Genomic DNA, 21,642 nt, shown 5'->3' on the forward strand with positions numbered 1-21,642 from the left:
AAACTGGACGCCACAAACGAAAATACCGCGCAAGTGGCGGCTGGTCTTTCTGCAATAGGGAAAAGGGCCGCGTTCAGGGGAAGCGGCGGTAATAACCGGTATCTGTCATCATACACATGCCCGTATCCATACAGGCCCACAGCCACAGGTCAATGCCCCAGCCGTCAGGCCGCACCTTACCCCGCCAGCATCCGCAGCCCTTGCGTCACATCCGAACGCACCGCCAGCCGCAGCCCAGGTTCATCCCCCGCTTTGAGCGCGGCAATGATCAACCGGTGGAATTGCGGCGGTTCGGTCCGGCGCAAACGCCCATAGAGTAAACGCATGGTGGGGCCCATCTGCAACCAGACCGTTTCGGCCATCGCCAGCATCGCCGGCGCTTGGGCGCGCAGGTATAGCGTGCGGTGAAATTCAAGGTTGGTGCGGATATAGGCCACCGCATCGCCGCGCTGCACCGCGTCTGCGATCACCGCATTAATCGTCTGCATCCGTTCGATCAGCGCCATATGGGCGCGCGGCAAGGCGCGGCTGGCCAGCTCAACCTCAAGCAAAGCACGCAAGGCGGCCAATTCCTCGATCCGGTCATTGCTCAATTCCGGCGTGGCAATGCGCCCCGAATTCGACATGGTCAGCGCCCCTTCGGCCACCAAACGCCGCGCCGCTTCACGGGCCGGTGTCATCGACACATCGTATTCCTTGCCGATCCCGCGCAGAGTCAGTGCCTGTGCCGGCAACAGATCACCATGCATGATCCGGTTCCGCAGGTGGCGAAAAACACGGTCATGGGCGACAGTCGTCGCATCAGAGGGGCGGGCAGTTAGGGCCATATCATCTTGTGATCACAAAACACCCGTCGGTCAATACATCTTCACGCATGTCACCCTTGCGTTACTTTTTCCTTGAATAAAGTCACCCATAGGTTACAAACTCCCTAAACAGGAGTATGTCAGGATGATCTCTGCCCAAACACTCACAATTGTCAGAATCCTCGCCTTCGCGCTTGGCGGGATTATTTGCGCCACCTATGCGCTTGCGGCCCTTGCCGGCGTCAACCCGCACCAGCTGCCTCATTGGTTGCCACTCGCGACTGCTATTTTCATCTTTGTGGTGTTCTTCATCGCGGCCCTAAGTGCCGGCAAACGTAATACCAACGCAGCGCTGGATGAAAGCTATCAAAGCGACCAAAAGACCGCGGCTGGCTTTGGGTTCTGGACCGCGCTTGGCACCGGAACCGCGCTTTGGCTGCTGGACATTGGTGGCCAGATGCAACTGGCGATCACACTTACCAGCGCTTCGGCCATGTTCTTCTTCTGCCAGGTCACCTTGGATTTGCGGGGCTGGAAGTGAGCCTGATCAACCATCTGGCGGCACATCGCCGTGCGGCCGGCCTGACGCAGGCACAGCTTGCCGAGGCAATTGGTGTGTCGCGCAAAACCATCAACACCGTAGAGAACCGCGTTTTCATTCCCTCCACCTTACTGGCCCTCAAACTGGCCCGGCATCTGGACGTCAGCCTGCATGACTTGTTCGAACTGGCCCCTGAAACCGCAACACCCGAAAAGGACATCACATGACATCACCCTGGGCCTTACTCGCTCTCGCGGGGCTGCTCGAAGTCGTCTGGGCCACCTCAATGAAAGCCTCTGACGGATTTACCCGAATTGGGCCCAGCGTCCTGACCGGAATCGCCGCCTTTGCCAGTTTCTGGCTGCTGGCTGCCGCAATGAAAGACCTGCCGCTGGGCACCGCCTATGCGGTGTGGGTCGGGATCGGCGTGGTCGGAGCAGCCGCGGCGGGCATGGTGATGTTTTCCGATCCGGCCACGCCACAGCGCCTTGTCGGCATTGGCTTGATCATCGCCGGAATCGCCGCCCTCAAACTGGCCTAAAACTTGTACCGGTGCAGTTGATTCCCCTCTTTGCGCAGCCAGCCGCGCGGGGCCTTGTAGGGGCCATATATCTCTTCCACCCCGGCCCAAAACGCGGGCGAATGGTTCATCTCTGCCAGATGGGCCACCTCGTGGGCGGCGACGTAATCCAACACCTCGGGCGGGGCCATGATCAAGCGCCACGAGAACATCAGCCCACCGTCACTGGTGCAGGACCCCCAGCGCGACCGCGTATCGCGCAGGGTGATGCGAGAATACCGGCGGCCCAGTCGCGCGGCATAATCATCACATGCCCCCGCCAGCCTGTCCCGCGCCACCTGTTTCAGATAAGCCCCCAACCGCGCGCCCACGCGGTCCGCCGGCCCCGGAACGGCGATTTCATCTGCACCGATGCGCACCGACCGCCCGGTGCCCGCAATCACCTGCACCATGCGCCCGCCCACCGGCAACGCCGATCCCAATCCGACAACAATGTCTTCGCCCCGCGCCTCAAGGTGTTCTCTGATCCAGCCCTCCTTGGAGCGGGCGAAAGCCATTGCCTCGCGTTCGGCAAGCCGTTTGGGAATGGTCAATGTCACCCGCCCGTCCAGCTGTGAAATGCGCAAAGTGATCCGCCGCGCACGCGCAGACCGACGCAAAATCAGCGGAATCGGGGGCGTGCCGGGCAGATAGATATCGCTCAACGGGGCGTCTCTCATTGCAACAGGGGGCTAAAGCCTTTGACTATCGCCCCCTCATATGGCACTTGGCCTGAATCAGCTAGACCAACATCACCACGCAAACGCAATTTACCAAAAAGGGGTATATCATGCCCAAGGAAGAATGGGGAACCAAACGTCTTTGCCCAACCTCGGGCAAGCGGTTCTACGACCTTAACAAAGATCCAATCGTCAGCCCGTATACCGGCGAAGTGCTGGAGGTCGACGCGGCCAAATCACGGATGATCGCGGCCGATGCCGAGGATGCCGTTACAGCCAAGGCAAAGAAAATGGAGGACGACGTCGACGAGGATGTAGTGCTCGACGATGACGACGACGTTGATGTGGATCTCGACGACGATATTCTGGACGATGACGACGATGATGATGATACTGTCCCACTGGACGATATTGCTGACGTCGCAACACCCGACGACGACTAAATTCACAAAAGGCGGGATCAAAACGGATTTTCCTCTTGATCCCGTCCGCGCTTGGCTCTAATCACGCGCCACCACCCTAGGCCATTGGTCAAATGGGGCATTAGCTCAGCTGGGAGAGCGCCTGCATGGCATGCAGGAGGTCAGCGGTTCGATCCCGCTATGCTCCACCAAGGTTTTACTGTTAAGCACCCCATAATAGTTCCTTTGCGGCAGCGTAGCTTTTCCTTTTTACAGGGAAACCGGCAATTTCACCAAATCTATTCAGCTGAGCAGACTAAGTTGGCAACTTGCATGCCGTCGCAGTCACGGGCACCTTAAGCATTATCGGAAGCCGAACGACATAATGGAAAGGATGCAATGTGAAACAGCCTAAGGACACTAGGTTCAGGCCTCATAACCAGAATATGACGGTTGCTGCGAGGGCGATTGCGGAGAGGAATACGGCTGGTTGTTGATTTGTCGTAGCGGGTTGCGATGCGCCGCCAGTCCTTGAGCTTGCCGAACATTCTCTCGATGCGATTACGTCGTTTGTAGCGGCGCTTGTCCCTTGCCCGGCAGTGCATTGCACAGCAATGTCACGAGAGGGGTACTTGACGGTTTTCTTGCGCGACTTGCGGCCAAGAATACAGGGCCTTGTGCCCTTGTCCACAAGGGCTTCACGGAACCAATCAGCATCGTACCCTCTGTCAGCGAGGAGCCATTCAGCCTCAGGCTAACCATTCATCAAGGCGGCTGCACCAGTATAATCACTAACTTGTCCTGCTGTGATGAAGAGGCGGATTGGTCGTCCGCTGGTGTCTGTGATTGCGTGCAGCTTGGTATTCATACCGCCCTTGGTCAGCCCGATCAGGCGTCCTCGCCCCCCTTTTTTAACCGCAGGCTGGAGGCCGTACGATGTGCCTTGAGGTAGGTGGCGTCGATTGAGATGGTTTTGTTGTCGGGGGCCTGCTCGGCCAGCCCCATCATGATCCGCGCGAATACGCCCATGTCACTCCCGTTGACCGGCAACACATGCTTGCATGTGTGAGAGGGGGCGCTTCCAGCGGCTGTACAACGTCTTGGGCGGACCATACGCGGCGGGCGCATCGCACCAGCGTAAACCATTGCGATCGATGAAAATAATGCCACTCAAAACACGACGATCATCCACCCGTGCGCGACCTCGGCTCTTTGGAAAGTACGGCCGAAGCCGATGCATTTGCGCCTCCGTCAGCCAATAAAGATTGCTCATCATATCCCCCTAAAACTGGGGGCCGTGAAGCATGACAGCGCCACAAGCTTAATCAGTTAATGGGTCCTGAGACTAGATGAACGTTGCTCCTGTTACCCAGCAGCCTCAGTGGCAAAGTAGCTCTTGTAGTCGCGAAACTTCTTTGTCAGCCAATCAACGACCGCGCGCTTGCGTGGGTCGTTATCAATAGGCCGCGTTGATATACAGATGTATTTGGACCCATCCGGAATAAAACCGAAAGGGGCTGTCAGTCTGGTATTTTCCATGTTTCGGGCCACCATATATAGCGACATCATTGCAATGCCGTGCCCATTCTCTGCCGCTTCCAAAGCAAGGAAGTGATGTTGGTGTTCGATCTCGCGCGTCAGCGTGTCTTTCCGGGTCTGATCATTCCAGCTCAGCCAAGCATCAGGGCGGCTCGCTGATCTGATGCGCGTGTGATTTTGCGGCTCCGAACCTTTTCCAAATGAGAGGTCCATGTTCATAACTGGTCCAACATATTCCTTTGCAATGGTTTCGATGTGAAGGTTTGGCTCAAGATCAAAGTCGTTTCTGCGGATAGCAATGTCTATGCCGTGCCCGTGGAAATCAACAGCGCCGCCTCCTGATAGAATTTTGAGCTGTATGCCCGTTTCTTCCTCAATCGTAGGCGCGAGCGGAATCAACAGTTTAAGACAAATCGTCGGTTCGCAGGATACAATGAGAGGAGTGGTCGCGTGATCTGGCCCAAGTCTGTGCACAAGATGATCCAAATCTTCGAACATCTCGAACAGATGTTCCGCGAGTTCGGTGCCTTCAACTGACAAGTCAATACGGTTGCCCTGGCGATGGAAGAGCGCCAAGCCCAAGTTTTCTTCAAGCCCCTTAATTTGCTTGCTGACGGCACCCTGCGTGATTCTGAGTTCGTCAGCCGCTGCGGAAAAACTTCCGCGCCTTGCACACACTTCGAATGTGCGCATTGCTTTCAGGCTCCATTTATACCTGTGGCGTTTTTGATCCTTCATGAGAAAAACTCTCGGTCCTGCATGATCTTTCTTCGTTTGTGCTTTGGTCGGTCACGCTTCAATTTCCGGTTGCAACACCTAGCGTATTAATTGCTCCTTGGAGGAAATGGAAATGCAATCCCCTACCACGTTGGCACAACCATCCACCCCTATCACAACACAGCCTATATATTGCGAAAAATTGGCCAAATATGACTTTGTTCATCTGTCTCCCGAAACGTTTCTGCGTGAGATAGACGATCTGCCTCAGCACGAATTGGAGAGCTTTCGGGACAGTTGGAATAGTCTTGAAGTTGACCAGTATATGGCGGATGGCGGCACCTACCGTCGGCGTCGGCACGGCACGTTTTCAGCCACACGTGCGGGAGGCGGTATCGCACATGAAACTCACCAGTCTCACTACCAGACCACAACCTTTAACGGCCTAAACGGCGGCGTTCAGCGACACTTTGCGCCGCTGGAAGATCATGTTGCACATGGAAGAGTTCTCAGAAACATCCTTGCGTTTGCGTCGCGCAGTTTTGGGATGCTGTCGCCGATGTATGACTGGCATGTCGAAACTCATCAATTTCGCATTGATGCCCAACCCACCGGAGGGAAACCCACTCCGGAGGGCGTCCATCGCGACGGTGTTGATTACGTGCTCATGGTTCTCGTGGACCGGCACAATGTCGTCAATGGAACCACCCGCGTCCTCGACGCGGATAACAACGAAGTCGCGCAGTTTACCCTTGTCAAACCGTTTGAGGCCGTCATGGTCAACGATTTGCGCGTGGCACATGGTGTCTCGGCCATTCTTCCCGCATCGGCCGAACTCAAAGGTCATCGCGACATGCTCGTTGCGACGTTCAAACGCAAATAGCAGCAGAACGACCAGTCACCAGATCTGTCCGGTGGCTGGTCAACAATCCGTCCGGTGGCTGGTCAACAATCCGTCCAGTGGCTGGTCAACAAAAGGAATACCAATTTGGACATCACACAAGCATGGGTCATCGCAACCATAACCTGGCTCGCCGTCATCAGTCCCGGGGCTGATTTTGCCGTCGTCTCAAGAAATTCGTCACTTTTCGGCCAAGGGGCTGGCCTTGCCTCTTCGGTTGGAATTGCCTCTGGCTGTTTTGTACACGTCGCTTACGCGATTCTGGGCCTTGCACTCATATCGCAATACGTCCCTGAGTTCTTTGAATATGTGCGGATCGTCGGCGCCGGTTATCTACTCTATCTGGGTCTAACGATGGTTCGCTCCAAACCGATTCAGGTGAACGCGCGCGATGGAAGCGACAATCAACTCACCAACTGGCGTTACTTTGGGATGGGCTTGCTCACCAACAGCCTCAACCCGAAAACATCCTTGTTTGTCATCAGTCTCTACAGCCAGGTCATCGGGCCAGACACATCGTTGGAAGCCAAGCTGCTGTGGGGTGCTTTTATCGCGGCCTCTCACCTCTTGTGGTTCAGCGCGGTCTCCATGTTCATGTCCGCGCCTGCCATTCGCATGCGCATACTCAGCAACCAGCGTGCGTTTAACGTTGGGATTGGCTTGGTGTTGCTTCTGCTGGGTTGTTTTCTGCTACTTAAGAACGACCTGGGAGTATAAGATGCCTAAACCCGTCGCACTCGTTGATTTGGAAGGTGTTATCTTCCCGGAAATGTGGCCCTCAATTGCATCCGCTATTGGCGATAGAAAGCTCGAAGTCACAACACGGGAAGTCGCTGACTATCCGACATTAATGACACAAAGGCTTAAGCTACTTCGCAGCAATGGTGTGCAACTTGCCGATGTTCAAGAGATCGTATCTAGGTTGTCATTTTTGCCCGGATCAATCGATTTCATCGAAGCGCTCAAATCATTCGCCGAGGTCGTGATCGTTACAGATTCGTTTGCCCCGATGAACGACAGCGCGCTTGAGGCACTGTCCGTGAGCCGCGTCTTCACGAACCATCTGACGGTTGATTGTCACGGTTTTGCTGCTGACTGCTTTTACTGGCATATCGGGTGTGGCAAGGAACGGGTTTATGAGTTCCTGCATGATAGACAATCCCCGGTGCTTGCTATCGGGGATGGATTTAATGACCTCGCTATGCTGAGACGCGCTGATCTTGGAATACTATTTGATCCGTCGGACATGACCCTCCGCTCAGCCGGAGAACTACCGGTCCTCCGAAATCTTGAGCAGGTGCTTCCTAAATTCTCAGCGTTCGCTGATGTACATGCTTAGCGGGCACTGAGTGGTCCATGTTCTTCTGGCCGTATCCACCTGACTTATGGAGATAAAGGTGCGACCCACGCCACCAAGCCGTATCTTCAGAAAGGTCTTGTTGGATTTCTGTTGCACCATGCTTCACGCTAACAGCTCGCCTCAAATCACTGTGAAACCCAAACATCGGCCTCACGGAATATGTGATAATCAAGCCTTCTTGAGGGATCGCTTCGCTTGATAGCTTCGAGGGTAGAATGCGAAACCTGCAATCGGTACTCCTAAAAGCGCAATCCATTTCATAACTGAAAGACCGTCCTTTCTGCGCACAACAAAGAACAGATATTCACAACTCTGAAACTTTCACGACACGGTTGTGATCCAGACGCTATGGGCACACCCCAGCCACTGAAACACACTGGCCCCCTCACGTAAATTTCCGAAACAGCCGCGTGCGGTCGAACATATCTTCCAGTTCTTCCATACGTTCCTTTGTGCCTTCCCAATGCTGATCCTGCACCGAGGCAATCATAGTTTCCACCAGCAACATGGTTGTCGCCGCCGAATCCCACGCCGAGGGCACAACGATCCGGTTTGAAAAGCTGTGTTCGGCCAGCTGATGCACCGGGCTGCGCCATTGGTCGGTGAACAGGATAATCTTCGCACCGCGCGCATGGGCCATCTCGGCCAGCTTTAACGTGTTGTTTTCATAGCGGCGCACGTCGAAAATGATGAACACATCCCCTTCCGACGCATTCAACAGGTAATGCGGCCAGGAATTCGAGGTGGATTGCACATGGGTCAGATTGGGGCGGATCACCTGCATGTGCAGGAACAGGTATTCGGCCAGCGTATGGGTGATCCGCCCCCCAACAATATACAGATGGCGTGACGGATCCGCGACCAAGGCACAGGCCGCATCAAAGGACACCGGATCAATCTGGCCCAATGTGTGGCGGATGTTGTCGATCACCGCCTCGGTAAACCGGTTCAGCATATGGCCTGACGGGGCGGCCTCGGCCCATGTGTCATGTTTGGCAATCGGACTCTTGGCCTTGGCGCGCAATTCTTCGCGTAATTCGGCCTGAAACTCCGGATAGCCCTTGTAGCCCAGTTTTTGCACCATCCTTGCGACGGTTGGCACCGAAACATCAGCATCCTTGGCCAAGGCTGACAATGTTCCCAAACCGGAGGCGGGATAGTTTTCAAGTATGGACAGGGCAAGCTGGCGTTCCGCGCGCGTCAGGTCATCCAGTTTGTTCTGAATCCGGTCCGAAATCATCAGCATGTCCTCTGACATGGGCACCTCTTTTTGCATATAAATTTATCATTCCGAAACGATATGTGATAATTTTTTCACAATTGTGTTGACAGAATGCTCGGTTGGCAAGAGTTTTATCCGCGGGAGGCAGCATGAATCAGACGTTAAAAGGCAACTCGGAAACCGTTTTCAAAGTGGTTAATCCTGCTGGGGCATCACCAATTGTATTGGTCTGCGAACATGCCAGCCATGCCATCCCCGCACAGTTTGACAATCTAGGTTTGAGCGGCGCGCCACTGACAAGCCATGCCGCATGGGATCCCGGTGCCATGGCCGTGGCGCAAGACATGGCGCGGGAGCTGGACGCCGTGCTTGTAACATCCTGCGTGTCCAGACTGGTATATGATTGCAACCGTCCACCTGACGCAGCCGGTGCGATGCCTGCAAAAAGCGAAATCTTTGACATTCCGGGGAACGCCAAACTGTCACCGGTCGAACGAGCCTCTCGCGCAGCGCAGTATTACACGCCCTTTCGCGACGCTCTGGCTAGCGTTGTGGCTGCGAAAGAAAAGCCGGTTCTGGTGACAATTCACAGCTTTACACCCATCTATCACGGTGCCCCCCGCAGCGTTGAAATTGGTGTGCTGCATGACAGCGACACGCGGCTGGCGGATGCCATGTTAAAAACCGGCGCGGCACACAGCCCGCATATCACCCGACGCAACGAACCGTATGGCCCGCAGGACGGGGTCACACATACCCTGTTGGAACATGGCGTCTCTGGGGGACATCCGAACGTGATGCTCGAAATACGCAACGATCTGATCGCGACCCCCGCAGAACAGAGCTTGATGGCCAAACAGCTGAGCGCTTGGGTGTCAGATGCCTGTGCGACCCTCGCGAAAGATCCGACATGAACGGCGTGCTGCGCAGTTACATCCGGTGTGTGGATGGGATGAACCACCGCATCGGACGCATCGCAATGTATGGTATTTTTGTCTTGATGGGCATTTTGATCTGGTCCTCAATCAGCAAGACCTTTTTCCTGCCCAGCCTCTGGACCCTTGAAATGGCGCAATTTGTCATGGTGGGCTATTACATCCTTGGCGGCCCCTATTCGATCCAGTTGGGATCAAATGTGCGCATGGACCTGCTCTATGGTGACTGGTCGATCCGGCGCAAAGCCTGGTTTGATCTGCTGACAGTCTGCTTTCTGATCTTCTATCTCTGCGTCCTGCTTTATGGCGCGGTTAGTTCGACCGCCTATGCGCTGGGATATTGGAAGACTGAACCGTTCTCCTATCTGTTCGGCATTGTCACCGGCAGCGAGGAAATCGGGCGGCTTGAGCGGTCTTCCTCGGCATGGCGTCCCTACATGTGGCCGATCAAGGCTGTGATGATTGTCGGCTTCCTGTTGATGTTGCTGCAATGCGTATCGGAATTGTGCAAAGACGTACTGCGGCTAAAAGGCGAAGAAATCTAATGCCCCACGAGATGATCGCCACCCTGATGTTTTCCTCGATGATGCTGATGCTGTTGACCGGCCAGCGGGTTTTCGGGGCCATCGGATTTATCGCTGTTGTAGCCGCCTTGTTGCTCTGGGGGGACAAGGGCGGGTTCGACATTGGTTTTTCCGCCGCGATGAAACTGATGAAATGGTATCCGCTGCTGACCCTGCCGATGTTCATCTTCATGGGATACGTCCTGTCGGAATCCAAAATCGCCGATGATCTTTATAAGATGTTTCATGTCTGGATGGGCGGCCTGCGCGGCGGGTTGGCGATTGGGACAATCGGCCTGATGGTATTAATTTCCGCGATGAACGGATTGTCTGTTGCCGGTATGGCAATTGGTGCGACGATTGCCCTGCCCGAGCTGCTCAAACGTGGTTACGACAAACGCATGGTCACTGGCGTTATTCAGGCGGGTTCCAGTCTGGGCATTCTGGTGCCGCCTTCGGTTGTGCTGGTTCTTTATGCGATGATTGCACGCCAACCTGTGGGGCAACTCTGGCTTGCGGGGATCATTCCGGGACTGATGATGGCGGCAATGTTCATCATCTACATCGTAATCCGCTGCCGCATTAATCCGGAACTCGGCCCTGCCTTGCCGCTTGAAGAGCGTGACATCCCGCGCGCGGAGAAACTGCGCCTATTGCGGGCCGGTCTGCTGCCGCTGGGTATCTTTGCCGTGATGATGGTGCCCTTTGTGAACGGCTGGACTTCGCTGGTCGAAAGCTCTGCCATCGGTGCCATTGCCGCCTTTGGGGCCGCTGTCCTTAAGGGCCGTATGACCCGCGAAGTGTTCGAGAACTCGGTGCGCAACACGCTGGGCATCACCTGCATGTTCATGTGGATCATCCTTGCTGCCCTCGCCTTTGGCGCGGTATTTGACGGGCTGGGCGCGGTGAAAGCGATTGAAAGCCTGTTCACCGAACAACTCAACCTGTCGCCATGGATGATCCTGATCCTGATGCAGCTCAGCTTTATCATCATGGGCACCTTCCTTGATGACACAGCTATGCTGGTCATTGTTGCTCCGCTTTATGTGCCGCTGGTCGGGGCGCTGGGGTTCGATCTGATCTGGTATGGTATCCTTTACACGATCACCACACAGATCGCCTATATGACACCGCCTTTCGGCTATAACCTGTTCCTGATGCGCGCAATGGCGCCGCCGGAAATCTCCCTGCGCGACATCTATGGCTCGGTGACACCCTTTGTGCTGGTGATGGTGCTGGCGCTGACCCTTGTCATGTTCTTTCCGGGTCTGGCCCTGTGGCTGCCTGAGTATGTTTACGGAAACTAAACCCTAAAAAAAGCCGGGCCAACCGGCGCAATTCAACAACAAGGAGACACGACATGACCACCAGACGTAAGTTTATCCAAGGGGCTGCCGTTGCCGCCCCCGCCGCTGCGCTGGCTGCACCAGCCGTAGCCCAAAACACCATCAAATGGCGGATGCAGACCTATGCCGGTGCATCCCTCGCCGCGGAAGTCATCGAGCCCGCCATCAAGATGTTCAACAAGATCGCCGGCGACCGGATGCAGATCGAACTGTTTTACGCCGATCAACTGGTCCCGACAGGCGAGTTGTTCCAAGCGATGCAGCGCGGCACCATCGACGCGGTGCAGTCCGATGATGACTCCATGGCCTCGCCCACCGAAGTCACGGTTTTTGGCGGCTACTTTCCCTTCGGCTCGCGTTACTCGCTCGACGTGCCAGTGCTGTTCAACCAATATGGTCTGAATGAAATCTGGGACGAAGAATACTCCAAGGTTGGCGTCAAACACATCTCTGCCGGCGCATGGGATCCTTGCCACTTTGCCACGAAAGATCCGATCAACTCATTGGCTGACCTCAAGGGCAAACGCATCTTTACCTTCCCAACTGCGGGCCGCTTCCTCACTCAATTCGGTGTGGTGCCGGTGAACCTGCCCTGGGAAGACATCGAAGTCGCCATGCAGACCGGCGAGTTGGACGGTATCGCATGGTCCGGTATCACCGAAGATTATACCGTGGGTTGGGCCGATGTGACCAACTACTTCCTGACCAACAACATTTCCGGTGCTTGGGCCGGATCGTTCTATGCCAATATGGAACGCTGGAACGAGCTGCCGGAGGATTTGCAAACCCTGTTCCGCGTCTGCTGTGACCAGTCGCACTACTACCGCCAGTGGTGGTACTGGGGTGGCGAAGCCAACTTGCGCGTTAATGGTGACAAGCTGAAGCTGACGACGATCCCGGATGAAGAATGGGCCACCGTCGAGGCCGCCGCTCAGGACTTCTGGGAAGAGATTGCCGCTGAGTCTGACGTCAAACGTCGGGTGGTTGATATCTTCAAAAAATACAACGCAGACATGGTCAAAGCGGGCCGTCCTTACCGCTACGGCTAAACCCCAATGCGGGGGCGGCACAGATCGCCCTCGCCACTCTACCCGCCATCCCCAAATGTGAGTATTTTCCATGACTGGCAAACTGTCTTTTGACGATCTGAAATCACGCGTCGCCGACGGGTCAATCGACACCGTTTTGGCCTGTTTCGTGGATATGCAGGGCCGCCTGACCGGCAAGCGGTTTCATGCGGTCAACTTTGTCGAAACCTCGTTTAAGGAGACCCATTGCTGTAACTACCTGCTGGCCACCGATCTGGAAATGGCGACGCCTGACGGCTATGCCTCGACCTCTTGGGAAAGCGGTTATGGCGATTATGTCATGGCACCGGATCTGTCGACAATCCGCCTGACCCCGTGGCTGGAAGGCACCGCAATGGTGTTGTGCGATGTCTTGGATCACCACACCCACGCGCCGGTGCCCCATGATCCGCGCGCCATGCTGAAAAAACAAATCGCGCGCCTGAAAAAGCTGGGCTTTGACGCCATGATGGCCACAGAGCTGGAGTTCTTCCTGTTCGAGAAAAGCTTTGAAGAAATCCGCAAAGGCAACTTTCAGGACCTGACGCCAATTTCGGGCTACAACGAAGATTACCATATTTTGCAGACCACCAAAGAGGAACATGTGATGCGGCCAATCCGCAATCACCTGTTTGCCGCAGGTCTGCCCATCGAAAACACCAAGGGGGAGGCGGAAGCCGGTCAGGAAGAGCTGAACATCCGCTACGCCGCCGCCCTTGATTGCGCTGACAACCACTCAATCGCGAAACACGCCATCAAGGAAATTGCATGGCAGCAGGGCCATGCCGCATCCTTTCTGCCCAAGTGGCACAAGGACCGTGTGGGCAGTTCAAGCCACGTGCATCAATCGCTGTGGAAAGACGGCCAGCCGATGTTCTTCGACAAGAAGGCCGATCTGGGTAAATCCAAACTGATGGATCACTATATGGCCGGGCTGATTGCCCATGCGCCCGATTACACGTTCTTTCTGGCCCCCTACGTGAACAGCTACAAACGCTTTGCCAAAGGCACATTCGCACCAACCAAGACCGTCTGGTCAGTGGACAACCGCACCGCCGGTTTCCGCCTGTGTGGTGCTGACAGCAAGGGCGTGCGTGTTGAATGCCGCATCGGGGGATCGGATTTGAACCCCTATTTGGCCCAGGCCGCCATGCTCGCCGCCGGCATCAAGGGTATTGAGGAAAAAATGGAACTGGCCGCCCCCACCACCGGCGACGTTTATGCCGATGCCAAGGCTGCCGATATTCCACAAACCCTGCGCGCCGCCACCGAGACCCTGCGCAATTCCGCATTCCTGCGTGACGCCTTTGGCGATGACGTCGTGGCTCACTACGTGCGCAATGCGGAGTGGGAACAAGAAGAATTTGACCGCACCGTGACCGATTGGGAAATCGCACGCGGCTTTGAAAGGGCTTAATCCATGATCACCTGTACCTCCCCCATCGACGGCTCTGTCTATGCGACCCGCGAAACCTTGAGCGCCGAGGCGGCGTGCGCCGCCGTGGCCTCGGCCCAAAATGCCCAAAGCGCTTGGGCTGCCGTGCCACTGAAAGACCGCATTGCGCGTGTCATGGACGGCGTCGCAAAAATCGGTGAAATGAACGATGAAATCGTGCCGGAAATCGCCCATCAGATGGGCCGTCCTGTGCGTTATGGCGGCGAATTTGGCGGCTTTAACGAACGCGCCAGTTACATGGCCGGGATCGCCACGGATACCTTGGCCGATATCGAAATTGAGGACAGCGTCAATTTCCGCCGCCTGATCAAACGGGTGCCGCATGGTGTTGTGCTGGTCATCGCGCCGTGGAATTATCCCTATATGACGGCCATCAACACCGTCGCCCCCGCCCTGATTGCAGGCAATGCCGTGATGTTGAAACATGCCTCGCAAACGCCGCTGGTTGGCGAACGTCTGGCACAGGCCTTTCACGCGGCGGGCGTTCCTAAGGAGGTGTTTCAGAACGTCTTTCTGGATCACCAGACCACATCCGATCTGATCGCCGCGAAATCCTTTGGCTTTGTGAACTTCACCGGCTCTGTCGGTGGTGGCAAGGCCATCGAACAGGCCGCGGCGGGCACCTTCACCGGTATCGGGCTTGAGCTGGGTGGCAAAGACCCCGGCTATGTCTGCGATGATGCCGACATCGACGCGGCGGTGGATACGCTGATTGATGGTGCGATGTTTAATGCGGGGCAATGCTGTTGCGGGATTGAACGGATTTATGTGGCGGAACAGCACTTTGACGCATTTGTCGCCAAGGCCGTGGCGATTGTGAATGGCTACAAGCTGGGCAATCCATTGAACCCGGAAACCACCCTTGGTCCGATGGCGCAGGCACGGTTTGCCGATGAGGTGCGGGCGCAAACCGCCGAGGCAATTGCGGCAGGGGCCACGGCGCATATTGATCCGGCCAACTTTCCACAGGACGGCGGCGCCTACCTGATGCCCCAAATCCTGACAGGTGTGACCCATGACATGCGGGTTATGCGCGAAGAGAGCTTTGGCCCTGTTGTTGGCATCATGCCGGTAAAAGACGATGCCGAGGCGATCAAACTGATGAATGACAGCGATTTTGGCCTCACCGCCTCCGTCTGGACCCGCGACACGGCCCGCGCCGAAACCATCGCAGACCAGATCGACACCGGTACCGTATTCCAGAACCGTGCTGATTACCTAGATCCTGCGTTGTGCTGGACCGGTTGCAAGGACACCGGACGCGGTGGCGGCCTGTCTGTCATCGGCTATCACAACCTGACACGCCCGAAATCTTACCACCTCAAGAAAGCCTGATCCCATGAGCATCACTGCAAACTGGTCCTACCCCACCGCCATCCGTTTCGGTGCTGGCCGTATCTCTGAAATCGCAGATGCCTGCGCCGCTGCGGGCATCAAAAAACCCCTGCTGGTCACCGACCGCGGCCTTGCCTCGATGGAGATCACCACTCGCACGCTCGATCTGCTGGAGGCCGCTGGCCTTGGCCGCGCCATATTCGCGGATGTTGACCCGAACCCAAACGAGAAAAACGCCGAGGCTGGCGTGAAAGCCTTTAACGAGGGCGGCCATGACGGTGTGATCGCTTTTGGCGGTGGCTCCGGTCTTGATCTGGGCAAGCTGGTCGCTTTCCTTGCCGGTCAGACCCGTCCGCTGTGGGACTTCGAAGACATCGGCGATTGGTGGACCCGTGCGGACGCGGATGCCATCGCACCGATTGTCGCCGTGCCGACAACGGCGGGCACAGGATCGGAAGTGGGCCGCGCCAGCGTCATCACCAATTCGGTCACCGAAGAGAAAAAGATCATCTTTCACCCGAAATTCCTGCCCACAGTTGTGATCTGTGATCCAGAGTTGACCGTCGGTATGCCACCTTTCATCACAGCGGGCACCGGACTGGATGCCTTTGCCCATTGTGTCGAGGCCTTCTGTTCGCCGCATTACCATCCCATGTCGCAGGGCATGGCGCTGGAGGGTATGCGGTTGGTCAAAGACTACCTGCCCCGCGCCTATGCCAACGGCACCGACATCGAAGCGCGCGCGCATATGATGTCCGCCGCGGCCATGGGGGCGACGGCATTCCAAAAGGGGTTGGGCGCAATTCACGCCCTGTCCCATCCAATTGGTGCGATCCATCACACGCACCACGGTTCAACCAACGCGGTCTGTATGCCAGCGGTCTTGCAATTCAATAGGCCCGCCATCACAGAACGTATGGGAGATGCCGCCAACTATCTCGGCATTTCCGGGGGCTTTGACGGGTTTTGTGACTATGTCGACAATTTGAACGCGTCGCTTGGTATTCCCAAAACCCTTGCCGGTCTGGGGGTCGAAAACGCCGACGTCGAAAGGATTGTGGCCGGGGCACTCAAGGATCCCAGCACCGGCGGCAATCCGGTTGAAATGACCCGCGAGAATACCACCAAACTCTTGTTGGCCTGCCTGTAACAATCAGTTTCCACCGTGAAAACCGGCTGTTCACTCAGCCGGTTTTTTTGCAGCTGCCGGCATCACCCCTGCGAGGGCGCAAACATTCGGTCGCCGGTTTCCCGCCACACCTCTTGCAAGGACCGGCAATTGCGCGGCTTGCCAGAAATCAACGCCACATCCGCCGCAAATGCGGCAAACACCCGATGTCGTGCCAAGGATGCAGCAATGGTGTTCTCAGCGTTAAATCCGGCGAAATCATCCAACCGGATGATCACAGACACCGCCGCCAGCATCACGACATCCACACATAGGTCACCATCCTGCCAACAAACCTCGGCAAGCGCCTGCTCCATAGGCAGGCCTTTCTCGCTCACCGCCGTGGCAATGCGCTGCTCTATCGCGTCAATAGCTTTTAATCGCATCTGAATAATCTAGAGTTGAAACATGAAGATCGCGCGCATTTGGTGCCTTTCGCTGCTTTGCCCTCTTCGTTGGGCACCCCGCCAGAGTCAAGCGTGACCGAAGAGCCATGCCCCCAGGCAAACGGTTCCCATTTGACCTTCCGTTAGCGCCATCCCGCGACATAAAGATGTCGCGGATAGAAAAGATGCTTCCCAGCAGCCCCCTAGCCTGCACTGATATGCGGTCCAAGGCGACAGAGCCTGCGTTCACGACCATGCATAAATTCGCCACCGGAGAAGCCTATGCCGACACCCCTACTCCACTTTTCGCACGCAGAGTTTAACACCCGCATCGCGGCCACACGCACCCAGATGCAAAACCGCGGGATCGACCTTTTACTCGTGTCTGATCCGTCAAACATGAACTGGCTAACCGGCTATGACGGGTGGTCGTTTTACGTTCATCAATGTGTGGTTCTGCCGCTGCACGGGGAGCCGATCTGGTTCGGGCGCGGACAGGATGCAAACGGGGCATTGCGCACCTGCTTCATGCAGCCGGACAATATCCTTGGCTATCCCGATCACTATGTACAATCCACCGAACGGCACCCAATGCAATACCTGTCCGCACAACTGACCGATCGTGGTTTGGGCAAGGGGGTTATCGGTGTCGAGATGGACAATTACTGGTTCTCGGCGGCGGCTTTTGCCGCCCTGCAATCGAGTTTGCCAAATGTCTCCTTTCAGGATGCCACGGGGCTGGTCAACTGGCAACGCGCGGTGAAATCCGAGGCCGAACTGGCCCTGATGCGTCAGGCCGGCAAGATCGTTGGCCGGATGCATGAGCGCATTGTTGACAAGGTCGAAGTGGGAATGCGCAAATGTGATCTGGTGGCCGAGATTTATGACGCGGCCTTGCGCTATGATCCCGAAATCGGCGCAGGCGGGGATTACCCCGCGCTGGTGCCGCTTTTGCCATCAGGTGCCGATGCCTCTGCCCCGCATCTGACATGGGACGACCAGCCGATGAGAGCCGGTGAAGGGACGTTCTTTGAAATTGCAGGCGTGGTGAAACGTTATCACTGCCCTTTGTCGCGCACAGTGTTTCTGGGCAAGCCGACACAGACGTTTATAGACGCGGAAAAGGCGGTGTTGGAGGGCATGGAAGCGGGCATGGAAAAAGCACGTGTCGGCAATACCTGCGAGGATATTGCTCTGGCCTTTTTCAAGGTACTGAAGAAACATGGCATCACCAAGGACAACCGCACCGGCTATCCCATCGGAGTCAGCTATCCCCCTGACTGGGGCGAGCGCACGATGTCGCTGCGCCCTGGCGACACAACGGTTCTACAAGAAAACATGACCTTCCACTTCATGACTGGCCTGTGGATGGAAGACTGGGGCTTTGAGATCACGGAAAGCATACGCATTGGTATGGACGGGCCGGAATGTCTGGCCGATGTCCCGCGCAGGATGGTGGTAAAGGACTAAGCGATGAAGCCCTCCCCGATTGAACCGACAATCCCGCTGGATGTGGATGGCGTCCACCACGGCTTTCTGCGCCTGCCCTATAGCCGCGACGATAGCGCATGGGGGGCAATCATGATCCCGATCACGGTTGTGAAGAATGGCGAGGGGCCAACGGCCCTGTTGACCGGCGCCAACCACGGGGATGAATACGAGGGACCGGTGGCGCTGCAAGAACTGACCGTGACTTTACAGCCAAGTGACATCACCGGACGGGTGATCATCGTACCTGCCTTCAATTATCCGGCCTATTGCGCCGGCACGCGGACCTCGCCCATCGACCAAGGCAATCTAAACCGATCATTTCCCGGCACCGCTGACGGCACGGTCACCCAGAAAATTGCCGATTACTTTCGGCGAGTTCTCCTGCCGCAAAGCGATATCGTTCTGGATTTTCATTCCGGCGGCAAGACGCTTGATTTCCTGCCTTTCGCTGCGGCCCATGTATTAGAGGATACCGCGCAACAGGCCGCCTGTTATGACGCGATGCAGGCCTTCAACGCACCCTTTTCGGTGATGATGTTGGAGATCGACAACGTCGGCATGTACGATACCGCCGCCGAGGCCATGGGCAAAACCTTTGTTTCAACCGAATTGGGTGGGGGCGGTTCGGCAAGTGCAAAATCCATAGCTATCGCCAAGAGAGGTTTGCGCAACCTGTTGATCCACGCGGGGATTTTACAGGGCGAGATACAATTGGAACCAACCGTCAACATTGACATGCCTGACGGGGATTGCTTTGTCTTGGCGCAACACGATGGCTTGTTCGAACCGATGGTCGATCTGGGCGAGGACGTGACCCAGGGTGACGTAATTGCCCGCATCTGGCCGGTGGACCGCACGGGTGTGCCGGCCCTTGAATACAAAGCCAAAACAACCGGCCTGCTGATCAGCCGCCACTTCCCGGGATTAATCAAATCCGGGGATTGTATGGCTGTTGTTGGCCATCGCATCGACGCAGATTAAATCGCCCCCCAGGGCCAAAGGAGTAGACATGCTAAAGAACGACCAGCTGGATCAATGGGACCGCGACAACTTTTTTCACCCCTCGACACATCTGGCACAACATGCGCGCGGCGAAAGCCCGTCGCGGGTGATCAAGACCGCAAGCGGTGTACATATCGAAGATCGCGACGGTAACAGGCTGCTGGATGCCTTTGCCGGGCTGTATTGTGTTAACGTCGGATACGGACGCCGCGAAATTGCCGAGGCGATTGCCGCGCAAGCGCATGAGCTGGCCTATTACCATTCCTATGTGGGCCACGGCACCGAGGCGTCGATCACCCTATCGAAGATGATTTTGGACCGCGCGCCCGCCAATATGTCCAAAGTCTATTTCGGTCTTGGCGGATCGGACGCGAATGAAACAAACGTTAAATTGGTCTGGTATTACAACAACATCCTTGGCCGCCCCGAAAAGAAAAAGATCATCTCGCGGTGGCGTGGCTATCATGGGTCCGGCATTGTGACGGGTTCGCTGACCGGGCTGGAGCTGTTTCACAAGAAATTCGATCTGCCGATTGATCAGGTCAAACATACACTGGCACCCGACTTTTTCCGCCGCGATGACCTGAGCCAGACCGAAGAACAGTTTACCGCAGCTTGCGTGGCCGATCTGGAAGACCTTATTGCCCGGGAGGGGGCCGACACCATTGCCGCTTTCATCGGGGAGCCGGTGCTGGGCACGGGTGGTATCGTGCCGCCGCCCAAAGGGTACTGGCCGGCGATACAGGCCGTGCTGAAGAAGCACGACATCCTGTTGATCGTGGACGAAGTGGTCACCGGCTTTGGCCGATTAGGCACCATGTTCGGTTCTGACAAATACGGGCTGGAAGCCGACATCATCACCATCGCCAAGGGGCTGACATCAGCCTATGCCCCCCTGTCCGGCTCTATCATCGGGGATCGGATGTGGAAGGTGTTGGAACAAGGCACTGATGAGAACGGCCCGATCGGTCACGGCTGGACCTACTCCGCCCACCCGATTGGTGCGGCCGCTGGGGTGGCGAACCTGAAATTGATTGATGATCTGGGCCTGATGACCAATGCGGGCGAGGTTGGGGCCTATCTGAATGCCAGCATGAAAGAGGCATTGGCAGATCACCCCAATGTCGGAGATGTACGCGGGACGGGACTGCTCTGTGCGGTTGAATTTGTGAAAGACAAGGACAGCCGAGGTTTCTTTGATCCGGCAGACAAGATCGGCCCGCAGTTGTCCGCCGCCCTGCTGGCACAGGACAAGGTGATTGCCCGCGCCATGCCACAGGGCGACATTCTGGGCTTTGCCCCGCCCTTCTGCCTGAGCCGCGAAGAGGTGGACACCATCGTTGCCGCAACAGTGCGCGCAGTTGACAGCGTATTGGGTTCGTAAAGACCGATTCTACGCACGTATCGCGCGGGAAATTCGAAAAGCCTTAGACCAGCCACCAGTGAAAACCGGCGGCTGGCTGGCTGGCGCTATTGCAGCTATCCCAGTGCGTAGCCAGTGCCGCGCACAGTGCGGATCGGGTCGCCGCCCTTGCGGCCACTCAAGGCCTTGCGCAAACGCCCCACATGAACGTCAACCGTGCGTGTGTCCACATAGTTGTCCAACCCCCAGACACGATCTAGCAATTGTTCGCGAGTCCACACACGCCCGGGTTTTTCAATCAATGTGCTGAGCAAACGAAACTCTGTCGGGCCAAGCTTGATGTCATCCCCCGCGCGGGTCACCCGATGGGTCTCTGCATCCAGCACGATATCCTCAAACGACAGGGTTTCCCCGACGGTGGTCGGACGCACACGGCGCAGCTGGCCCCGGATGCGGGCCATCAGCTCTGCCACCGAATAGGGTTTGATCACGTAATCATCCGCTCCCGTTTCAAGGCCACGCACCTTGTCGATATCCTCGGATTTGGCCGACAACATGATCACCGGAATGGCGCGTGTCGCCGGGCTTGCCTTCAGGCGGCGACACACTTCAATACCCGACAGGCGCGGCATCATCCAATCCAGAACAATCACATCAGGCAGGTCTTCCTTGACGCAGATCAACCCCTCTTCGCCATCGCAGGCCTGAGTCACACGACACCCTTCGGCCTCGATGTTGTAACGCAAGACCTCGCGCTGCGCGGGTTCATCCTCAACGATCAAAACATGTGGCTGCACGATGCGT

The 21,642-nt window shown here is 56.4% G+C and carries 23 protein-coding genes, 1 tRNA gene and 1 pseudogene; 18 read left to right on the forward strand and 7 right to left on the reverse strand.

Annotation, left to right across the window (positions count from 1 at the left end):
• Positions 1–176: 176 nt before the first annotated feature.
• Entirely contained in the window at positions 177–827 is a 651-nt protein-coding gene (locus HKX44_RS09195; protein ID WP_276151033.1) for a GntR family transcriptional regulator, read from the reverse strand.
• A 124-nt stretch (positions 828–951) separates the two neighbouring features.
• Here HKX44_RS09195 and HKX44_RS09200 point away from each other — a divergent pair, with 124 nt between their 5' ends.
• The 3 genes from HKX44_RS09200 to HKX44_RS09210 are packed head-to-tail and all read left to right on the forward strand — an operon-like array spanning position 952 to position 1,888.
• Positions 952–1,347: a hypothetical protein gene (locus HKX44_RS09200; protein WP_276151034.1), complete on the forward strand. Its 396-nt coding sequence runs from the start codon at positions 952–954 to the stop codon at positions 1,345–1,347.
• Complete coding sequence (locus HKX44_RS09205) at positions 1,344–1,574, forward strand: helix-turn-helix transcriptional regulator (protein ID WP_276151035.1); 231 nt, start codon at positions 1,344–1,346, stop codon at positions 1,572–1,574. Before HKX44_RS09200 ends, HKX44_RS09205 begins: the two co-directional genes overlap by 4 nt.
• Positions 1,571–1,888 carry a multidrug efflux SMR transporter gene (locus tag HKX44_RS09210; RefSeq protein ID WP_276151036.1) on the forward strand — a complete coding sequence of 106 codons (318 nt, stop codon included), beginning with the start codon at positions 1,571–1,573 and terminating at the stop codon, positions 1,886–1,888. The genes HKX44_RS09205 and HKX44_RS09210 overlap by 4 nt, the downstream gene beginning before the upstream one ends.
• On the opposite strand, the gene HKX44_RS09215 is transcribed toward HKX44_RS09210, so the two are convergent.
• Complete coding sequence (locus tag HKX44_RS09215; RefSeq protein ID WP_276151880.1) at positions 1,885–2,571, reverse strand: SprT family zinc-dependent metalloprotease; 687 nt, start codon at positions 2,569–2,571, stop codon at positions 1,885–1,887. The genes HKX44_RS09210 and HKX44_RS09215 overlap by 4 nt on opposite strands.
• A gap of 125 nt (positions 2,572–2,696) precedes the next feature.
• On the opposite strand from HKX44_RS09215, the gene HKX44_RS09220 reads away from it, so the two are divergent.
• A complete protein-coding gene (locus HKX44_RS09220; protein WP_276151037.1) occupies positions 2,697–3,029 on the forward strand; it encodes a TIGR02300 family protein in 333 nt (110 codons plus the stop codon).
• A 94-nt stretch (positions 3,030–3,123) separates the two neighbouring features.
• Positions 3,124–3,199, forward strand: a tRNA-Ala gene (locus HKX44_RS09225).
• A gap of 221 nt (positions 3,200–3,420) precedes the next feature.
• Here HKX44_RS09225 and HKX44_RS09230 read toward each other — a convergent pair.
• Together HKX44_RS09230 and HKX44_RS09235 are read right to left on the reverse strand one after the other, a co-directional pair.
• Positions 3,421–4,260 (reverse strand): annotated as a pseudogene (locus HKX44_RS09230) (IS5 family transposase).
• Positions 4,261–4,352: 92 nt separating this feature from the next.
• Entirely contained in the window at positions 4,353–5,264 is a 912-nt protein-coding gene (locus HKX44_RS09235; protein ID WP_276151038.1) for a LysR family transcriptional regulator, read from the reverse strand.
• A 112-nt stretch (positions 5,265–5,376) separates the two neighbouring features.
• Between HKX44_RS09235 and HKX44_RS09240 the strand changes: the two genes are divergently transcribed.
• From HKX44_RS09240 to thrH, 3 genes are all read left to right on the forward strand, one after another.
• Positions 5,377–6,126, forward strand: coding sequence for a 2OG-Fe dioxygenase family protein (locus HKX44_RS09240; protein ID WP_276153712.1), 750 nt, complete (start codon positions 5,377–5,379; stop codon positions 6,124–6,126).
• A gap of 105 nt (positions 6,127–6,231) precedes the next feature.
• Positions 6,232–6,861, forward strand: coding sequence for a LysE family translocator (locus tag HKX44_RS09245; RefSeq protein WP_276151040.1), 630 nt, complete (start codon positions 6,232–6,234; stop codon positions 6,859–6,861).
• A 1-nt stretch (position 6,862) separates the two neighbouring features.
• Positions 6,863–7,483, forward strand: a complete 621-nt coding sequence (gene thrH, locus HKX44_RS09250; RefSeq protein WP_276151041.1) for a bifunctional phosphoserine phosphatase/homoserine phosphotransferase ThrH — start codon at positions 6,863–6,865, stop codon at positions 7,481–7,483.
• Positions 7,484–7,889: 406 nt separating this feature from the next.
• On the opposite strand, the gene HKX44_RS09255 is transcribed toward thrH, so the two are convergent.
• The gene (locus HKX44_RS09255) at positions 7,890–8,762 is read right to left on the reverse strand and encodes a MurR/RpiR family transcriptional regulator (RefSeq protein ID WP_276151042.1); all 873 of its coding nucleotides are present in this window, start codon (positions 8,760–8,762) and stop codon (positions 7,890–7,892) included.
• A 113-nt stretch (positions 8,763–8,875) separates the two neighbouring features.
• Between HKX44_RS09255 and HKX44_RS09260 the strand changes: the two genes are divergently transcribed.
• The 7 genes from HKX44_RS09260 to HKX44_RS09290 all read left to right on the forward strand — a co-directional run bounded on the left by HKX44_RS09260 (position 8,876) and on the right by HKX44_RS09290 (position 16,578).
• Complete coding sequence (locus HKX44_RS09260; RefSeq protein ID WP_276151043.1) at positions 8,876–9,640, forward strand: N-formylglutamate amidohydrolase; 765 nt, start codon at positions 8,876–8,878, stop codon at positions 9,638–9,640.
• The gene (locus HKX44_RS09265) at positions 9,637–10,206 is read left to right on the forward strand and encodes a TRAP transporter small permease subunit (protein WP_276151044.1); all 570 of its coding nucleotides are present in this window, start codon (positions 9,637–9,639) and stop codon (positions 10,204–10,206) included. Before HKX44_RS09260 ends, HKX44_RS09265 begins: the two co-directional genes overlap by 4 nt.
• A complete protein-coding gene (locus tag HKX44_RS09270) occupies positions 10,206–11,531 on the forward strand; it encodes a TRAP transporter large permease subunit (RefSeq protein WP_276151045.1) in 1,326 nt (441 codons plus the stop codon). Before HKX44_RS09265 ends, HKX44_RS09270 begins: the two co-directional genes overlap by 1 nt.
• A gap of 53 nt (positions 11,532–11,584) precedes the next feature.
• Positions 11,585–12,619, forward strand: a complete 1,035-nt coding sequence (locus HKX44_RS09275) for a TRAP transporter substrate-binding protein (RefSeq protein ID WP_276151046.1) — start codon at positions 11,585–11,587, stop codon at positions 12,617–12,619.
• A 70-nt stretch (positions 12,620–12,689) separates the two neighbouring features.
• Complete coding sequence (locus tag HKX44_RS09280) at positions 12,690–14,054, forward strand: glutamine synthetase family protein (protein WP_276151047.1); 1,365 nt, start codon at positions 12,690–12,692, stop codon at positions 14,052–14,054.
• 3 nt (positions 14,055–14,057) lie between these two features.
• Positions 14,058–15,428: an aldehyde dehydrogenase family protein gene (locus HKX44_RS09285; protein ID WP_276151048.1), complete on the forward strand. Its 1,371-nt coding sequence runs from the start codon at positions 14,058–14,060 to the stop codon at positions 15,426–15,428.
• A 4-nt stretch (positions 15,429–15,432) separates the two neighbouring features.
• Positions 15,433–16,578, forward strand: coding sequence for an iron-containing alcohol dehydrogenase (locus HKX44_RS09290; protein WP_276151049.1), 1,146 nt, complete (start codon positions 15,433–15,435; stop codon positions 16,576–16,578).
• Between the two features lie 62 nt (positions 16,579–16,640).
• Here the strand turns inward: HKX44_RS09290 and HKX44_RS09295 are convergent, their stop codons facing one another.
• Positions 16,641–16,982, reverse strand: coding sequence for a hypothetical protein (locus HKX44_RS09295; RefSeq protein ID WP_276151050.1), 342 nt, complete (start codon positions 16,980–16,982; stop codon positions 16,641–16,643).
• Positions 16,983–17,264: 282 nt separating this feature from the next.
• On the opposite strand from HKX44_RS09295, the gene doeA reads away from it, so the two are divergent.
• From doeA to HKX44_RS09310, 3 genes are read left to right on the forward strand one after another with little or no spacing between them, the layout of a single operon-like run.
• A complete protein-coding gene (gene doeA / locus HKX44_RS09300; RefSeq protein WP_276151051.1) occupies positions 17,265–18,452 on the forward strand; it encodes an ectoine hydrolase DoeA in 1,188 nt (395 codons plus the stop codon).
• A gap of 3 nt (positions 18,453–18,455) precedes the next feature.
• Entirely contained in the window at positions 18,456–19,454 is a 999-nt protein-coding gene (gene doeB, locus HKX44_RS09305; RefSeq protein WP_276151052.1) for a N(2)-acetyl-L-2,4-diaminobutanoate deacetylase DoeB, read from the forward strand.
• A gap of 28 nt (positions 19,455–19,482) precedes the next feature.
• The gene (locus tag HKX44_RS09310) at positions 19,483–20,859 is read left to right on the forward strand and encodes an aspartate aminotransferase family protein (RefSeq protein WP_276151053.1); all 1,377 of its coding nucleotides are present in this window, start codon (positions 19,483–19,485) and stop codon (positions 20,857–20,859) included.
• A 95-nt stretch (positions 20,860–20,954) separates the two neighbouring features.
• Here HKX44_RS09310 and phoB read toward each other — a convergent pair whose 3' ends face one another.
• Positions 20,955–21,638 (reverse strand): phosphate regulon transcriptional regulator PhoB, encoded by a 684-nt coding sequence (gene phoB / locus HKX44_RS09315; RefSeq protein ID WP_276151881.1) that lies wholly within the window; start codon positions 21,636–21,638, stop codon positions 20,955–20,957.
• Positions 21,639–21,642 lie beyond the last annotated feature (4 nt).

This window comes from Sulfitobacter sp. M05 (genome assembly GCF_029285175.1).
Classification (GTDB): domain Bacteria; phylum Pseudomonadota; class Alphaproteobacteria; order Rhodobacterales; family Rhodobacteraceae; genus Sulfitobacter.

What these genes read in the sequence shown, in the direction of transcription:
- HKX44_RS09195 (WP_276151033.1), bottom strand. Translation starts at nt 827, where the DNA reads ATGGCCCTAACTGCCCGCCCCTCTGATGCGACGACTGTCGCCCATGAC.
- HKX44_RS09200 (WP_276151034.1), top strand. Translation starts at nt 952, where the DNA reads ATGATCTCTGCCCAAACACTCACAATTGTCAGAATCCTCGCCTTCGCG.
- HKX44_RS09210 (WP_276151036.1), top strand. Translation starts at nt 1,571, where the DNA reads ATGACATCACCCTGGGCCTTACTCGCTCTCGCGGGGCTGCTCGAAGTC.
- HKX44_RS09220 (WP_276151037.1), top strand. Translation starts at nt 2,697, where the DNA reads ATGCCCAAGGAAGAATGGGGAACCAAACGTCTTTGCCCAACCTCGGGC.
- HKX44_RS09235 (WP_276151038.1), bottom strand. Translation starts at nt 5,264, where the DNA reads ATGAAGGATCAAAAACGCCACAGGTATAAATGGAGCCTGAAAGCAATG.
- HKX44_RS09240 (WP_276153712.1), top strand. Translation starts at nt 5,377, where the DNA reads ATGCAATCCCCTACCACGTTGGCACAACCATCCACCCCTATCACAACA.
- thrH (WP_276151041.1), top strand. Translation starts at nt 6,863, where the DNA reads ATGCCTAAACCCGTCGCACTCGTTGATTTGGAAGGTGTTATCTTCCCG.
- HKX44_RS09255 (WP_276151042.1), bottom strand. Translation starts at nt 8,762, where the DNA reads ATGTCAGAGGACATGCTGATGATTTCGGACCGGATTCAGAACAAACTG.
- HKX44_RS09260 (WP_276151043.1), top strand. Translation starts at nt 8,876, where the DNA reads ATGAATCAGACGTTAAAAGGCAACTCGGAAACCGTTTTCAAAGTGGTT.
- HKX44_RS09265 (WP_276151044.1), top strand. Translation starts at nt 9,637, where the DNA reads ATGAACGGCGTGCTGCGCAGTTACATCCGGTGTGTGGATGGGATGAAC.
- HKX44_RS09270 (WP_276151045.1), top strand. Translation starts at nt 10,206, where the DNA reads ATGCCCCACGAGATGATCGCCACCCTGATGTTTTCCTCGATGATGCTG.
- HKX44_RS09275 (WP_276151046.1), top strand. Translation starts at nt 11,585, where the DNA reads ATGACCACCAGACGTAAGTTTATCCAAGGGGCTGCCGTTGCCGCCCCC.
- HKX44_RS09280 (WP_276151047.1), top strand. Translation starts at nt 12,690, where the DNA reads ATGACTGGCAAACTGTCTTTTGACGATCTGAAATCACGCGTCGCCGAC.
- HKX44_RS09285 (WP_276151048.1), top strand. Translation starts at nt 14,058, where the DNA reads ATGATCACCTGTACCTCCCCCATCGACGGCTCTGTCTATGCGACCCGC.
- HKX44_RS09290 (WP_276151049.1), top strand. Translation starts at nt 15,433, where the DNA reads ATGAGCATCACTGCAAACTGGTCCTACCCCACCGCCATCCGTTTCGGT.
- HKX44_RS09295 (WP_276151050.1), bottom strand. Translation starts at nt 16,982, where the DNA reads ATGCGATTAAAAGCTATTGACGCGATAGAGCAGCGCATTGCCACGGCG.
- doeA (WP_276151051.1), top strand. Translation starts at nt 17,265, where the DNA reads ATGCCGACACCCCTACTCCACTTTTCGCACGCAGAGTTTAACACCCGC.
- doeB (WP_276151052.1), top strand. Translation starts at nt 18,456, where the DNA reads ATGAAGCCCTCCCCGATTGAACCGACAATCCCGCTGGATGTGGATGGC.
- HKX44_RS09310 (WP_276151053.1), top strand. Translation starts at nt 19,483, where the DNA reads ATGCTAAAGAACGACCAGCTGGATCAATGGGACCGCGACAACTTTTTT.